The organism is Wukongibacter baidiensis (genome assembly GCF_050888315.1).
Taxonomy (GTDB): Bacteria; Bacillota; Clostridia; order Peptostreptococcales; family Caminicellaceae; genus Wukongibacter; species Wukongibacter baidiensis.
Genome location: NZ_CP138202.1, coordinates 6,236,270 through 6,250,654, shown reverse-complemented (window position 1 = coordinate 6,250,654; position 14,385 = coordinate 6,236,270). Strand labels below are relative to the sequence as shown.

The following is a 14,385-nucleotide window of genomic DNA, read 5'->3' as shown; positions in this document are numbered from 1 at the left end:
ATATATATCGGTAGATATAAAAGTAGTACAGATTTTAGGATTCTCTAATATTAAAGATAATGCAATACTTACAGTTATACTTATTAACGAAGTAAATAGAATAATTAACATATGATAATAAGAAATATATTAAACTCAAAGCTTTGCTGTGCAATTTTTACAAAGTAAAATTCCTCTAAACATTTTATTAATAGTATAAGTTAAAAAAGATTTGAAATCAATCTTTATCTACTGTTTTGAGTCACTGAGCTTATAGATGCACTAATAATAATTTAGACTTCTTCTTCAGAAGATTATTTTCCTTACTATTAGTATATCACGGGCTCAGATGTATGATTTTTCTATTTTGGGAAGAAATCAATTCATTTTATCTAAAGTGTCTCTATTAAACATATATTACTATTGATCTTGTCTATATAAGTTATCTTACACATTTGTTTGTGCAATCGATTCTTCACCTGATTCTTCTCTTGATTCTTCATTTCGTCCAGTGTTTTGCTCCTCTATTCTGCTACTACGAACACTAGATAAAAATAAGATTAACCACGTCGTTACAAGTAGTACTACAGCTACTCCAGATAAAGTACGCAATCTATGCTTTTGCAAATGAGGCCAAACTTGAAGAAAAAATTCTGTAACTGGAATAACAGCTGAAAAGCTCAGTATTAAACTAAGCATTGATAAGCGGCCAGATGCTTTGCTTTGCTCTTTAAGCATTTTTTTTATTTGAGAGCTGGTTTGTGAAGTATTAGCATTATATTTTTCGGTAGATTTATTTCTAATTTTCTGTAATAATTCTCTTATCTTCTTAATTTCATCTTCTAAATCATTACGTTTTAATATTTCTCTAATAAAATCCCTGTGCCTTTTTTTAATACAATCAAACTCTAGATCTCCGTATATATCTAACTGCATACTGATAAGTATTTCTTCATTTACTATTGTCTCAATATCAATAAGATTATTGTCACATCTATTAATCCTTCTATATAAGCTTACAACTTGCTCTCTAGAAATATTGTAAATCAATTTGACCATTACCATATAACTCCATAGAAATATTGATGTACTATCATAACCATATTGTAATAGTCTTTCAGCAGATATATCTGTGTATTCGGGTATGTTAACTTGTGATATCTCTATGCAAACATTTTCATTTATTATAACTTGTTGATCATTTAAAGTCTTTATTTTATCCCATTCTGTTTTAAGATCAGCAATATTGCTTCTCCATGACCCTACTATATGCTTATTGTGACAAGATAAAATAGTTGCTAGCTCTACTTCATAACACTCTAAAAGCGACCTATTTAAATTTTTATTTTCTACTGATAATTCTACATTTGAGACATCCCAAATTTGTACAGATAAGAGCATATCTATTATATCTTTAAAATCTTTAGGGGAATAATTAGAAATAATTTTATCATTTTCATTAAGTTCACTTAAAAATAAGTCTATTGCTTGATTTTCGCATTTTTCAAGATAACTATAGTATTTTTTTTCTTTGTTCTTTATCTTACTTATGATTGTTAAAAGATCATCAATAGTTATTTCTCTATCTATATGTGTTACATTAGGATAATTAGTAATATTATTTCTATCAAACATTAAAACAGATTGAACTAATACGACGCTTTTTGCATATATGCAAATATAGTGTGTCATTAATGGTGTTACTATATCATTATTTGACAATTCTATTTTTGGTAGCTGTGTCGTTTTATCATATATAAATATCCTATTTTCCTCGATTCTGTCAGGATCAATAAATTTGAAAACGTTCTCTACATACCCATTTTCAGCTCTAATTTGTCTGAATTCTTCTCTTTTACCAAGAAATTCTAAGCTTTCTTGCTTAAGAGGCTTGTCTAGCATCCTAATCGAATAAAAGACTAATGATACCCCATTAATACTTATCTCCCTTGATTGCTTTTTTCCTTTACCAACTTCATCATCAAATCGCATAAGATTTGACTCCCCCCTTCAAAATATATTAATTTGTGTCCTCAATGATTATATTTTAAAAATAATAACTTACATTTAAATTAATCTTATCTAGTTGCTCCACATTACAGTATTACAAGGCTCAGGCTTCACTAATTTGCTTATTATCTTCATAACTACTAATTAATACTTTGACTTTTTTTGTTTGCCTTCAACGTGTCAGGAAACGTATTTATTGTCACCCTCGTATTCCACTATACTAATTATGCAGATTTTGTAAAATCTCTTTGACTTCTTTGTCAATATTTAACTAGCTTTGTTGGATAGAAAATGAACTACTTTTACTATAAAGCAGTTCATTCATCTTCTTTAAATTATTTTCTAGTTTTTAGGAAGGTATAATATGTCAAAAGTTTGGATTATACTTTTATAATTTCGGATTCAAATCAACATGTGATAGTATTCAACGGAAGCAGACTTAATAACTTTTCAAACTCATGTAAATCTGATTCACAATACTTAATATAATTCGAATTATTGTAATCTCTGATAATTTCCCCAATATTATAGTGTTGGCATTTATTAATCTCGTCAATATTAAAGTACTTTTGGTTTTTAATATCTGAAAATGTTACGGGAACAGTCATTTTAATGTCATCTGCCATTTCTTTACAAAACCCTTGTTTTTCAAATGTTTTCACAGGTATAACCAAATTTTCATATAAAGAAGAGTTCTTCTTGGATTTAGTATATGTTTTAGTTGAGAAATATAATATTCCGTCAAACTTACTATTGTTCCTTACCCACTGGGTGATTATTTGCGGAATTATATATTCAGCGTGAAAAATTGCATCATCATTCTTTCTTCTAATAGAACTTGCAATTATAAGTGGTATCATCATTAAATAACTATTCAAATATTCTTCCTTTTCTTTGATGAATTGATCTATCTTTAGATTTGATCGTCTAGCCTCTTTATGATACTCATGTTTTAGTTGATATGGTAAATAGCTTAAGTATAATAGATTATAATCAACTGGAATTTCATATCTAGATGCTATAAATTCATTCACTTGTGGTCTATCAAATTCTTCCCAACATGTATAAATCGTCCTTGCTAGGTATAAGCAAGGATATCCTGATATACTATATCTTTGATTCTTTGCTATATGTCTTAATTCAAAAGGAAGATGAAAATTGTCTTCAAGTTTCCACTCTTTCGTCGACTTTTTCTTTGTGGGCTCTAATTTACGAATTCTATAGTATGTTTGATTATAAGGTTGACTCAACTCGCTATTCAAATTTATTAGTTCTAACTCAATCTCATTTAGCATAGTAGACATAACTTCGTATGCCTTATTTGACATTCCTTTATACGTATACGAAATTGTAGACTCGATCGCTTTTGTCATTCTCACGACATTGTCAAACACAGATTGGTCATTCAATTTACGAACTAAATCTATGTACTCAGAATTAATTTTAATAATAAAATCTAAAAAATCTTCTTCGTTACTCTTTAGTGGAAGGTTTAAAAGATTACTTCCAAGGATGTCAAGTTTGTTCATTTTGTTCACCTCATATTTAATATAAAAATTTTATGTAGCGTACCTCGTTTCATATGCTCCTAAACCGTACCCTCAGCTACTTCTTCCAGTAGAAGCAATAGGAGGCGTATTTACTTTTCACTTTGTTACTGGTTTATTATTCAGTCCACTATACTAATTATGCATATTTTGTAAAATTCCTTTGACTAGTTTTGTCGAATTTAAAAGAACTACTCTTTTTCAAGAGCAGTTTCTTATTCTACTTTAAATACAGTTTTAATAGAGTAAAGATATCAACTATAAAGTTACTTATACTATCTATCCTTCTTGAGCCAGTGAAACCCTAAGAGGGGCAGGATTTTATAATTTTAAACTTGGTATAAGTCAATGTAATGACTTCTTACATCATCAACAACTTCCACCGACATTTATGTAACAAAATAGCATTGCTTATTCTAATACAATAATGGTATAATTTTCATATTATCTAATCTCACTATATAAAATATGGAGGTAGTAATATGTGGCCATTCAAAAGAAAAAAAACGCCTAATAAAAGTGATGCTTATATGATAATCGAGACTCTTGCAAATGTTGTTCCTAATGGAGAGATTGTAGACGGAAAGCTTCTTATAAAAGATATAGACCTCTGGGTAAGTGTAGAAAGTGCAGTTGATAAGGGTCCCTTTATACAAGCAGATATAATTATACATCATGATATCTTTGAAGAAAATATCTTTGAATCTCTTACAGGTATTGGTCATTCTAAAGAAGATAAAATAGAGCAGATTGTCTCTAACTTTTCTTTTTCATCTTTATGCGCTATAACAAAAGCATTAAGAGATGAAGAAGGTGAAATGATTGATATAACATACTACGATAGAGTTAACAAATTCAAGCTATTCAAAAGCTGCTTATCTACTCTAGGCGATCAACAAGGATATGAGGTTAAAGATTATTGGGATATGATAGGTTCAGAAATATCAAAGAGAATGGGTAACAAAAAAATATATTATATAAAAATATACGCTTCTAAAAGCCAATCTTCTATTATTTGCGAGTGTAGAATAAATGGAATTGTTAATAAAGAAATCACCTCACTATTAAATGATAATGCAAGTATGTGGAATACAAATGATATACTGTATTCTGAAAAGCAGTGCTTTGTTTTAATTCACGATAATGCTACATATAAACCCTACAAATATTCAAAACAAGAGCTTAAAATCATAACTGAAAAAGCTATAATTGATTATACCAAATGTGATACATATGAGAAACATCGGGATTACAATGAAGAATTATATAAATCAACTAAGGACTTGAGTCTAGCATGTGAGCTATATCTTTTTATACCTGAAATAGTATGTGAATTGATATGCGATGATGCTACATTTGTTGATAGCGTAGTTATCTTTAAGAATAATAGCCAAATTACTATGTACAAAGAACAAATTACATCATATAATACAATATTGGAATGTGTTTATGAAATGATTAATACTGGTAAACTGGATCAGAAGCAAATTAAACATATTTTGTTATGTAGTTCTAGCTACAAAGCTATCTATAGTGCTTTACAGCAAGGTGGAAAAATGAATGATTTCAAAATGAAACCTCTAGAAATTGACGTACCTAGTAAATATATGCCCATTTAAAGAGAGAATCTTTAGCTCTTCTTACAAGTAAGTTTATTTAATATAATTACCGGGTTATAGGCATGTCACTTTATGTTATTACTTCTATTACAGATTTTCATTATCTATCATGCGTATACTCTTGAATATCATTCTTCATCCTTTAGATCAATGATCAATTTTTTGCACTTATAACATCTATAACCCTTTACTTTTGAACTTGTCAATTCCACCCTTGCAATGGTTTCTCCACTGGAAGTAAAAATTCTATGCATAAAATCAGTTCTTTCTTCTAACTTATACCACGTCATATCTCCTCTACTTCCGACTAAAGTTCCATAAGCCATATCTTTATTACAATAAGGACATTTCATGTTTATTCACCTCATCTAACCTATTACTAAATTTTAACTGAAATTATGGTTTTATTTAGATTTAAATACTTTGTCTCCCTTTTTAATCAGTTTATAAGCATAGAATACTCGAAATCTTTCTCATTAATTTTCCTCCCTAGTACGAATATATAATGTCTATAAATTCATTATATCCTCAATAGGATCATAGGCTTACATAATTTTGAAGTTATTTCTTTACTCGCATACCCATTGCAAATTTTTCAAATCCCATTTTTTCATAATATGGAACTAAATTCTCTTCACAGAAAAGTTGTATGTGTAAATTATTATCTATACAATGCTCCACTAATCTTCTACATATTTCTATTCCGATTCTCTGACTTCTAAAATTTGAATTGACTCCTAATCCACATACATAGGCATCTGTAATGCCATCTGAAACGACTCTCCCTGTTGCAACAAGTTTCTTATCACTATATACGTATATAGAATACCAACTTTGTTTCATTGCAGCTAATAGTTGTTCGGGAGATAATTTTAGTTCATCATTCCACCCTAGGTTATCATAAAGTGTATATAAATCTTCTTTCATAGGGAACTCGGTAGTATATATTAAATCCATAAATTCAGCCTCCTGTTATGCAGATAAAATTCTAGTTTTACTTAGCATTCTTCATCCTTTAGATCAATAATCAATTTCTTACATTCAAGACATCTATACCCTTCTACATTTAAGCCATCTAACCCTGCTCTAACAATAGGCTCACCGGTCACGAAAATAAAGTCTAAGATTTTGTTAGTCTTATCTTCCGATCCTTGCCATGTTAATCCCCTGCTTGACTTTACAGTTCCAGATATCATATCTTTATTACAATAAGGACATTTCAAAATCATTCCCCCAATATTCTATACTTTTAACCGCTGATAATATTATCGTAATATTTTATTTTGAATTCTTCAAGAACATCTTCTGTTGTAACTGTTAATTCTAGTGGTAACTGGTCTATTGGAAACCAACCAATTTCTAACACTTCTTCATCAAATGATGCATTGGTCTTTTCAACTTCATTACAGGTATAGACTATATCTGTTATATAGACTTCATGCCCATTAGGATATGTGTAATGTCGTCTTTCACCTGCAAAAACACCAAACAACTTAATGTTTTTTGCAATATATCCTGTCTCTTCAGTAAATTCTCTTTTTGCAGACTCTTCTGGTGTCTCGAATATCTCCATACACCCACCGGGATATCCCCACAATCCATTATCAGCTCTTTTCTGTAGTAGTACTTTTCCGTCTATGTAAGCAATAATACTTGTTCCAACCAGCATTAATGGCTTATTACCAATAAGCTTTCTCATTTCCTTTATATAGTTCATTTTTGCCTCCCGAGCTAACTATTATATTTTTCCACGCTTAATCTTTATTCTTTTAGTATCCTAAGTGTTTCACAATAATTTTACATCTTTAATTTGCATATCTAAGCTATGCTACTTGAATTTGTAACTAAATACTTATCTACTAATAGTCTTTTCATACGTTTCAGTTTATCATAGCCATTATTACCACTATCTATTAAAGACATTTTTAATATCCATGTTAGAAATAATGCTGTAGCTATTAAAAATGATATTACTATTAGCCACGTAAGTGCTTCAGTTATTGTTCTAACTCCCTTGCCAAATGTATATGTAATGAAACCTATCCAAGTTGCTGCAAATAATCCTATAGTTATCCCCTCATTAATTAATTTCTTAGAACGTAATTCATTTAATTCATTGTCTATTAAACTTAACAACATATCCATCTGTTCTTTATTTTCAAAGTCAATTTTATGTGCTTTTACTTTATTATAAAATTCTTTTTCTCTATTTTTATAAAAATCGTTTCTAGAAATATCATTATAGAGATATTTTAATGTTCTATTGACTTCTTTTTTATGTAAATCAAAAAGTAGATAGGCTGGTATAATATCTAATAAATAAAATACCGGATTATTAGAATACATACTCAAAAAAATCGACAATATAAATATAGTAATTGAAACAATGCCTACAGTAATTGATTTCTTTTTATCAAAATGTTTGTAGAAATTCTCACTAAAATCAAATAGTAATTCATATTCTTTCAATAATTTATAAACCATATATACCTCCTCGTATAATCATACTAATTCCTATCATTATCTAAGGCCATAGAAGTTCCATCTATAGACATAGGAAATTCGTTAAAATATTTCACCTCTTTTCTTTCCTCAATATATACTCATATAAAGTGAAAAAATACCTATAATGTCACCGCCGTCCACAGTTTTTGAATCATTATACTAATTATGCAAATTCTGTAAAATACCTTTGACTAGTTTTGTCGAATTTAAAAGAACTACTCTTTTTTAAGAGCAGTTCCTTATTCTACGTTGAAGCAAAAGAAAGATATCATACCAACTGATAAAAACCAAGATTCATATATTTTACTAATCTTATGGTAGTTGTGTTATATATCTTCACCACTTTTATCATACTGTGGTAGAGTTATTAGCTTGCCATTTTCTTCTTTGATAAAAGTTATATTGGCTAAACTTCTTCCTTTTTTCTTTTTATGAAATATTTCAGCTTGAAATAAAAGTTCACCAGTAGGTATATCTATTATAACCAATTCACTGATATGTTTTCCGTTAACCCCAAAGGTTCCATAGAGCTTATCTCCATGCTGCTTAAAGCTTCTACCTTCGGAATAGGACGATACATAATCGTATTCAGAGTTTACCGAAATCTTCTTTCTATCCTTAATATTAAAATCAGTATCAAAATACAGAAGAATAGGCTTATAGGTCTTCTCCTCTGTACAAAGTGCTACAATTGTGTCACCGAGCTTAGCTAGCTTTTCTAGGCTTGTAATATGTTCTACAGAGATTGATAATTTCTTTGCCTCATCAGTATTTATATCATATTGATTTACATGCATTATATTGTCCTTGATATAGGCTCTATAGATCATATTATTATCAATTAGATCAGGTGACATAAAGGGTAGTCTAATAGTTGTATATGTCATTGATTCAATATCAATATTATATAAAATCTTATCTCCAATTATTAAGTTACTATCAGTAGCATCTAGTATGTGAAGTTTCTCTTTAGTATCTGGCGCAAAAGAAAGAGTCTTTAGCTCTCCATCTATAAGAAAATATAATTCACTGACCTTGTTATCATTACCTACGAAGACCTCATAACGTTCATTGCAATAGTATTCATCAAGCTCCATAGGCAATAGCTTATCAAAAAGTCCTTGTTTTTTACCAAGCTCAGCAAGCTTATTAAAGGAACTCTTAGGATAAGTTAATCTACCAAACCCTCCTACAGTGGGGCTTTGGTCATATACTACCTTATCCTTCCAATAGAAGTTCTCCTCTTTTGAAGACTTCCCAGCACCTATCTGATAGTACAATATTGCGTTTAGCTCTGTATCGACTAAATTATCTACCTTGATTTCATATGAAATATCTTCTGATACTGTTAATTCACTGCTACTAGCTTTACTACAACCACATAGTAAGAATAGTAATAGTGTAGCTGCTATTAATCTTTTCATATATTCTCTCTCCCTCTTGTTTATATGCAGTATAAAGGGTCAGCTTTTATAATTTTAAAAACCAAAGAATTTTAACCTATATTATGCTTTTTAAATGTTTTTATGTAAAGAATTAGAAAGCATGTGCCTGAAAATAAATCCAGAACTCCTGCAATTTTATTACCTGATGAAAAGAAACATATTGAACCAATATAAAATGAAATTGTCGCAATAATGTATGCAATCTTTCTCATTAATTTTCCTCCCTAATCCCAATATATAATGTCTATAAAACTCATTATAACCCCTTCTCTTTCGTTGCCTTTAAATGATTTACATAAATTGTGATTAACCTTTACCTACTCTATACGCTTTTACCTTGTCTATATCTAAATATTCTCTACCATTATTTCTCCATAGAGTAATCAAACTAGGTTCTACTTGTATCAATACAATGTTTTTATATCTCATATATCTTTTAAAATCTTCATAACCATGCTTTAAGCAAAAATCAATAATCTCTTTATTTTGATCATCGTTTGGATGTCCCTTAATTTGGGCAACACCTTCAATTTGAATATTATCTACACATAATGCAACATTAGGATTTTTAATAATTTGCTTGTACTTCGTATAGGCTTTCTTTGTTATAAAGAATACCTTCGTACCTTGACAAATCACATATACCGTTCTAACAGTAACTCTATTCTTATTACATGTAGCTACTGCCATTTGTGTTTTTTTACTTAATAATTGTATGACTTCTTTTTCAAATAAATCATATTCTAATTCCTTCATGGTATATCCCCTTTCATAATCTTATTTAAATTCAATTTAATAAATTATATATCCCCCTGCTTAAAGCTATCCTAAATAAACTATAAATTCTAATTATGCAGATTTTGTAAAATTCCTTTGACTAGTTTTGTCGAATTTAAAAGAACTACTCTTTTCATGCCATAAGTTCCATAACTACCTATGATGTTTTCTTTGCTTTGGATCACATAATTATATTGCTATTCCACCACTAATAGTAAAGCTCATCCCAATTGTACTTGACAAACCAGAATCTTGATGTTACCATGTAAGTGTCACTTGCATAACAAAGGAGGAATTTGATGGACTCAAGATCATCTAAAGAAAAGATTCTTCAGGCAAGTATGGATTTGTTTGTTAGAAACGGCTACAAGAAGACAACGACAAAATTAATTGCAAATAAAGCAGGCGTCAATGAAGTAACCATCTTTAGGTTGTTTGGAAAAAAGAAATCAATAATAGAGGAAATTATCAAGTATAAAATGGGTAATATAGATCCTTTAACAAGCTATTTTAAGAATGACGCGAAATTTAACTTGAGTGAAGATCTTTACAAGTCAGGTGTACTGTATTTTAACTCAATGTCGAAAAATCTACCTCTTATGCTGACTTTGCTTGAAGAATTGGGTGAAGATTTTGAACGTATTTTCTCAAAACTACCTACGCGTATCAAGGAAACATATAAATCATACTTTGACGAAATGCATAAACGTGGAGTAATCATTGAACAGGATACTGAATTTCTAGCATTGTCATTTAGCACTTTAATTGTAGGTTTAGCAGTAACAAAAACAATGACAAACAAAGCCATAATAAAATTATCAAATGAAGAATTCATAAGAAAGAATGCAGAAATTTTTGCAAGAGGAATATCAAAGTAATTTTTTTTACATCTTATGCAAGTGTCACTTGCACAAGGTGAAAAATATAAAATAAAGGTGAGGATTAGTATGAGTAGACCAGAGCAATTAGCAAAACAAATCAAGGTAGATATTAACGTCGGGGAATACGTCCCAAAGGATACGGTTCTATTCAGATATTCAGATGAGTCTAAAGTATCACACAATATTGGTGTTTTAGTTAGAAAATATGGTGAAGGACCACCAGATTTCTATCCTAAGACTTTTGAAGTAATGATCGATACTGGCCAACAGGCAAAATTAAGTTATGAAAGTGTTTCAACGAATCCGTCAGAGGCAAAAACAACCATCTCTTTAAAAGAATTATCAGATCTAGTTGAGTATGCAAACTCACTAGGTGTTAATGATGTAGGATTTACAAAGGTTAACTCAAAATTGATTTTCAAAAATCGTGCAATACTCCACGATAATGCAATAGTACTCACTATGGAAATGGACCCTGAGCAAATCGCATTAGCACCATCACGAGATACGGGGCATGAGGTACACTTCACATACAATAAATTGGGACGTATTTCAAATAAAATTGCTGATCATCTCAGAACGAAAGGCTTTAGCGCTCAGGCAGGTCCGGCTTTGGGTGGTGATGTTGACTATAAGCATCTTGCAGAGGAAGCTGCTATGGGTGCGATAGGAAATCATGGACTTTTAATATCTCCAGTTGTTGGTCCAAGACAAAGAATAACAGCTATTTATACAAGTATTGAGAACTTACCATTCCCAGAGTCAAATCCCCATAATTGGATTAAGGACTTTTGTAGTACTTGCCAGATTTGCTCTAAGCGTTGTCCAGCAGACGCGATAGTAGGTATTGAAAAGGCTAGTATGACCAACGAGTATATTGAATTACCTAAATGTGCAAAATCATTTGCGACATCATTCGGATGTTCAGTATGCATTAAGGAATGTATTTTTAATAAGTCAGATTATCATAAGGTTCGTGAAGTGCATTTAAAAAGAACTAACACAGTTGATTAGTCTAATCAAGACGTTTTACAATATTTCTTATACTTACAGGAGGTTTATCATGAAAGCAGCAGTTGTTTACTTTACTGGTACGGGCAATACCCTAAGGGTTGGGGAAGTTTTTAAAGCTTATTTAGAAAACATTGATTATAATGTTGACATGATTGATATTACGAAGCATAGCAGCAATCTAAAAAACTATGATCTCATTATAACAGGGACACCAACACAAAACTCGATATCCACTTTTAATATGAACGATTTTATCGTGAAGTATATATCTAAGGGCAATAATCCCAAAGCACGGTTTATTACTTATGTTACACACAGTTGGGGAACGGCATTTGGGCACTTGACTCTAAAAGATTTCATATCTAGAAGAGGTTTCAAAGTTGTAGGTGCTCGAGCATTCATTGCACCAAATAATTTCTATATGTTTAGAAAAGATGAACCTAAATTCGATAAAGAGAAGTTCGAGCAAGCACTTCGAAATATTCATGATGGTGTATGGAGTTTAATGGAGTCCTTCACAGATGGACAGGTGCAAATAGACCAACGATCAATGATTAGAAAAAATCTGTGGAAAGCTCGTTCGCTTTTGGTTAAGTACACAGTTTTCAGTAGGTTTGCAAAAATGATGTTGAAGGTTGACTCTGATAAATGTTCTAAATGCAAAGTTTGTGTCAACAAATGTCCTAATAGCAATATAGTACTCACTGATAATAGAATCCAGTTTTCTAATCAGTGTTTAGCATGTGGTCGTTGTTTTAACGTTTGTCCTCGAAACGCATATTTACTATCTAATAAGTCATTTGAACAATATGAAGGGATTCAAAAGCCGATAATTGAGTTGATTTAGAATGATCAGTACATTATTTTTAACATGCCAATTCACAATACGCCCTAGAATATACAACACAGGGCGTATTTTATTAGTTTCCTAATGTTGTTTTATCATGCTATTTCTCCTCTTATTTCTTTAGATTTGTATATTCTTCCCGAGTAATAGCATATACTTTGGTTATTGTATTAACATCATCTTCGTATTCCATAATAAATGTCATGCCATTTTTTTCGGCTACTCTTGATGAGGCCTTATTAGTGTATTTCATATAAGAATATACCTTTTCAAGACCTAGATGATTAAAAGCATAATCTCGACAAGCTCTTGCTGCTTCTGTTGCATAGCCTTTTTGAGTATATTTTTTATTAATATGATAGCCAATTTCTGGTACCTTCTTGCCGTTAATAGTCTGCATGGTAATGCCACAATCACCAATTAATTTATTTTCTTCCTTAAGAATAACTGCCCATATACCGAAGCCATAGGTAGCATAATTATTCATATTCCATTTTACCCATCCCTCTGATTTCTCTAATGAATAGGGTTGTGGATAGTGCTTCATTGATTCTGGATCTGATAGAATAATATGTAAGTCATCCACATCATCCATTTTTAATTCTCTTAGTAGTAATCGTTCTGTCTCTATCTTCATACTTTCACCTTATTCCCTTTCTTAAAATATTAATCTATTCCAACAATAATAGTATTCATCCCCTTCTACGATAATTTTGAAATGAACTCAATTATTTAATTTGAATAGATTTACTATACGCTTTTATCTGCAGACGTCTTTCATGACTTCAATCATTTTTTTAACAATAATAAGGTTTTATATCTGGTCTTTCTGGTAATTTAAATAATGTAATGCTTCGTCGAGTACATTCTTAGGTATATCCATCTCTAATACTAATTTATATAGATTAATAAATTCTTCTTTTTTATTTCCTTCTAATGCATTAATCACTCTATTGAGCATTAATAGTGTTTGACATGTTGGTTTTCTTAATATAGATTTCTTTAATGATGATTCATACTCTAGACCATAAAAATACTCAATAAAATGAACTAAGCTACCTGGTCCTCCATAATCAATATAAGGATTTTCTTCAATAAATTTAAAAATCATATCAAATTCTTCTTCTGTTATTGATTGGATATCATAATTAACAACTATATCATCAAAATCAGCATAAAAGTACTCACTCGTTTTTATTTTATTCATTTCCTCAATAAGACTATTAATTTTACTCATATAATCCCTCTTGTTCTTTTTTATAATAATCATTTGTATATACACAAACAGATTCAAAGTATAAGTATTTTATCTCATCACGCTGTATCTCTTCATCCATTTCTTTAAATTCAGGATCATTAACCATTTCGTATTCAAATATTGTCGGTCTCCAAAAACCCATTCCCAATGTTGGGAATTTATAACTATATCCTAGTTCCCAATCCTTTTCATCATATCTACCATAATCAGATATATATCTTACTAGTAATTTCGCCTCAGTCCTAAATACATCTACTTCGTTAAATAAAACAAAGTGTGTATCCATAAAGCTACTTGGTATTTCAATAAAATTTACTTTATTATCTTTATATGAAATATGGTAGTCACCTACCCACTCACAAACTTCTTTAGGATTTTTAGGATGTCCTAAAATCTTATATACTTCATCTCTACTCATTCCTAGTTTTATTGGCCCTATTCCTTTACCATGGTCAATTTTTAATATCTCCATAATAAATCCCTCCGTATTAATAAGTAATTTA

Annotated in this window: 17 protein-coding genes; 4 read left to right on the top strand and 13 right to left on the bottom strand. The window is 30.3% G+C overall.

Features of this window, described 5'->3' with window-relative positions:
* Positions 1 to 426: 426 nt before the first annotated feature.
* The gene (locus R9X47_RS28690; protein ID WP_432664481.1) at positions 427 to 1,971 is read right to left on the bottom strand and encodes a hypothetical protein; all 1,545 of its coding nucleotides are present in this window, start codon (positions 1,969 to 1,971) and stop codon (positions 427 to 429) included.
* Positions 1,972 to 2,396: 425 nt separating this feature from the next.
* On the bottom strand, positions 2,397 to 3,518 hold the full coding sequence (locus R9X47_RS28685; protein WP_432664480.1) for a hypothetical protein: 1,122 nt from the start codon (positions 3,516 to 3,518) through the stop codon (positions 2,397 to 2,399).
* A gap of 500 nt (positions 3,519 to 4,018) precedes the next feature.
* Between R9X47_RS28685 and R9X47_RS28680 the strand changes: the two genes are divergently transcribed.
* A complete protein-coding gene (locus R9X47_RS28680; RefSeq protein WP_432664479.1) occupies positions 4,019 to 5,155 on the top strand; it encodes a DUF6348 family protein in 1,137 nt (378 codons plus the stop codon).
* Positions 5,156 to 5,283: 128 nt separating this feature from the next.
* On the opposite strand, the gene R9X47_RS28675 is transcribed toward R9X47_RS28680, so the two are convergent.
* From R9X47_RS28675 to R9X47_RS28640, 8 genes are all read right to left on the bottom strand, one after another.
* Complete coding sequence (locus R9X47_RS28675) at positions 5,284 to 5,508, bottom strand: PF20097 family protein (RefSeq protein WP_432664478.1); 225 nt, start codon at positions 5,506 to 5,508, stop codon at positions 5,284 to 5,286.
* Positions 5,509 to 5,716: 208 nt separating this feature from the next.
* Positions 5,717 to 6,112: a GNAT family N-acetyltransferase gene (locus tag R9X47_RS28670; RefSeq protein ID WP_432664477.1), complete on the bottom strand. Its 396-nt coding sequence runs from the start codon at positions 6,110 to 6,112 to the stop codon at positions 5,717 to 5,719.
* A 41-nt stretch (positions 6,113 to 6,153) separates the two neighbouring features.
* A complete protein-coding gene (locus R9X47_RS28665; RefSeq protein WP_432664476.1) occupies positions 6,154 to 6,378 on the bottom strand; it encodes a PF20097 family protein in 225 nt (74 codons plus the stop codon).
* Positions 6,379 to 6,404: 26 nt separating this feature from the next.
* Complete coding sequence (locus tag R9X47_RS28660; protein ID WP_432664475.1) at positions 6,405 to 6,872, bottom strand: NUDIX hydrolase; 468 nt, start codon at positions 6,870 to 6,872, stop codon at positions 6,405 to 6,407.
* A gap of 101 nt (positions 6,873 to 6,973) precedes the next feature.
* Positions 6,974 to 7,639 (bottom strand): hypothetical protein, encoded by a 666-nt coding sequence (locus tag R9X47_RS28655; protein ID WP_432664474.1) that lies wholly within the window; start codon positions 7,637 to 7,639, stop codon positions 6,974 to 6,976.
* A gap of 347 nt (positions 7,640 to 7,986) precedes the next feature.
* The gene (locus R9X47_RS28650) at positions 7,987 to 9,084 is read right to left on the bottom strand and encodes a hypothetical protein (RefSeq protein ID WP_432664473.1); all 1,098 of its coding nucleotides are present in this window, start codon (positions 9,082 to 9,084) and stop codon (positions 7,987 to 7,989) included.
* A 71-nt stretch (positions 9,085 to 9,155) separates the two neighbouring features.
* Positions 9,156 to 9,317 carry a hypothetical protein gene (locus R9X47_RS28645; protein ID WP_432664472.1) on the bottom strand — a complete coding sequence of 54 codons (162 nt, stop codon included), beginning with the start codon at positions 9,315 to 9,317 and terminating at the stop codon, positions 9,156 to 9,158.
* Positions 9,318 to 9,411: 94 nt separating this feature from the next.
* Positions 9,412 to 9,861, bottom strand: a complete 450-nt coding sequence (locus R9X47_RS28640) for a pyridoxamine 5'-phosphate oxidase family protein (protein ID WP_432664471.1) — start codon at positions 9,859 to 9,861, stop codon at positions 9,412 to 9,414.
* A 320-nt stretch (positions 9,862 to 10,181) separates the two neighbouring features.
* Here R9X47_RS28640 and R9X47_RS28635 point away from each other — a divergent pair, with 320 nt between their 5' ends.
* The 3 genes from R9X47_RS28635 (at position 10,182) to R9X47_RS28625 (ending at position 12,624) form a co-directional block, all read left to right on the top strand.
* On the top strand, positions 10,182 to 10,760 hold the full coding sequence (locus R9X47_RS28635) for a TetR/AcrR family transcriptional regulator (RefSeq protein ID WP_432664470.1): 579 nt from the start codon (positions 10,182 to 10,184) through the stop codon (positions 10,758 to 10,760).
* A gap of 69 nt (positions 10,761 to 10,829) precedes the next feature.
* A complete protein-coding gene (locus R9X47_RS28630; RefSeq protein WP_432664469.1) occupies positions 10,830 to 11,777 on the top strand; it encodes a hypothetical protein in 948 nt (315 codons plus the stop codon).
* A 49-nt stretch (positions 11,778 to 11,826) separates the two neighbouring features.
* A complete protein-coding gene (locus tag R9X47_RS28625; RefSeq protein WP_432664468.1) occupies positions 11,827 to 12,624 on the top strand; it encodes an EFR1 family ferrodoxin in 798 nt (265 codons plus the stop codon).
* A 112-nt stretch (positions 12,625 to 12,736) separates the two neighbouring features.
* Here R9X47_RS28625 and R9X47_RS28620 read toward each other — a convergent pair whose 3' ends face one another.
* The 3 genes from R9X47_RS28620 to R9X47_RS28610 all read right to left on the bottom strand — a co-directional run bounded on the left by R9X47_RS28620 (position 12,737) and on the right by R9X47_RS28610 (position 14,354).
* Positions 12,737 to 13,261 carry a GNAT family N-acetyltransferase gene (locus R9X47_RS28620; RefSeq protein ID WP_432664467.1) on the bottom strand — a complete coding sequence of 175 codons (525 nt, stop codon included), beginning with the start codon at positions 13,259 to 13,261 and terminating at the stop codon, positions 12,737 to 12,739.
* Between the two features lie 177 nt (positions 13,262 to 13,438).
* Positions 13,439 to 13,861 (bottom strand): hypothetical protein, encoded by a 423-nt coding sequence (locus tag R9X47_RS28615; RefSeq protein WP_432664466.1) that lies wholly within the window; start codon positions 13,859 to 13,861, stop codon positions 13,439 to 13,441.
* Positions 13,854 to 14,354 (bottom strand): hypothetical protein, encoded by a 501-nt coding sequence (locus tag R9X47_RS28610; RefSeq protein ID WP_432664465.1) that lies wholly within the window; start codon positions 14,352 to 14,354, stop codon positions 13,854 to 13,856. The genes R9X47_RS28615 and R9X47_RS28610 overlap by 8 nt, the downstream gene beginning before the upstream one ends.
* Between the last annotated feature and the right edge of the window lie 31 nt (positions 14,355 to 14,385).

What these genes read in the sequence shown, in the direction of transcription:
- R9X47_RS28690 (WP_432664481.1), bottom strand. Translation starts at nt 1,971, where the DNA reads ATGCGATTTGATGATGAAGTTGGTAAAGGAAAAAAGCAATCAAGGGAG.
- R9X47_RS28685 (WP_432664480.1), bottom strand. Translation starts at nt 3,518, where the DNA reads ATGAACAAACTTGACATCCTTGGAAGTAATCTTTTAAACCTTCCACTA.
- R9X47_RS28680 (WP_432664479.1), top strand. Translation starts at nt 4,019, where the DNA reads ATGTGGCCATTCAAAAGAAAAAAAACGCCTAATAAAAGTGATGCTTAT.
- R9X47_RS28675 (WP_432664478.1), bottom strand. Translation starts at nt 5,508, where the DNA reads ATGAAATGTCCTTATTGTAATAAAGATATGGCTTATGGAACTTTAGTC.
- R9X47_RS28670 (WP_432664477.1), bottom strand. Translation starts at nt 6,112, where the DNA reads ATGGATTTAATATATACTACCGAGTTCCCTATGAAAGAAGATTTATAT.
- R9X47_RS28660 (WP_432664475.1), bottom strand. Translation starts at nt 6,872, where the DNA reads ATGAACTATATAAAGGAAATGAGAAAGCTTATTGGTAATAAGCCATTA.
- R9X47_RS28655 (WP_432664474.1), bottom strand. Translation starts at nt 7,639, where the DNA reads ATGGTTTATAAATTATTGAAAGAATATGAATTACTATTTGATTTTAGT.
- R9X47_RS28650 (WP_432664473.1), bottom strand. Translation starts at nt 9,084, where the DNA reads ATGAAAAGATTAATAGCAGCTACACTATTACTATTCTTACTATGTGGT.
- R9X47_RS28645 (WP_432664472.1), bottom strand. Translation starts at nt 9,317, where the DNA reads ATGAGAAAGATTGCATACATTATTGCGACAATTTCATTTTATATTGGT.
- R9X47_RS28640 (WP_432664471.1), bottom strand. Translation starts at nt 9,861, where the DNA reads ATGAAGGAATTAGAATATGATTTATTTGAAAAAGAAGTCATACAATTA.
- R9X47_RS28635 (WP_432664470.1), top strand. Translation starts at nt 10,182, where the DNA reads ATGGACTCAAGATCATCTAAAGAAAAGATTCTTCAGGCAAGTATGGAT.
- R9X47_RS28630 (WP_432664469.1), top strand. Translation starts at nt 10,830, where the DNA reads ATGAGTAGACCAGAGCAATTAGCAAAACAAATCAAGGTAGATATTAAC.
- R9X47_RS28625 (WP_432664468.1), top strand. Translation starts at nt 11,827, where the DNA reads ATGAAAGCAGCAGTTGTTTACTTTACTGGTACGGGCAATACCCTAAGG.
- R9X47_RS28620 (WP_432664467.1), bottom strand. Translation starts at nt 13,261, where the DNA reads ATGAAGATAGAGACAGAACGATTACTACTAAGAGAATTAAAAATGGAT.
- R9X47_RS28615 (WP_432664466.1), bottom strand. Translation starts at nt 13,861, where the DNA reads ATGAGTAAAATTAATAGTCTTATTGAGGAAATGAATAAAATAAAAACG.
- R9X47_RS28610 (WP_432664465.1), bottom strand. Translation starts at nt 14,354, where the DNA reads ATGGAGATATTAAAAATTGACCATGGTAAAGGAATAGGGCCAATAAAA.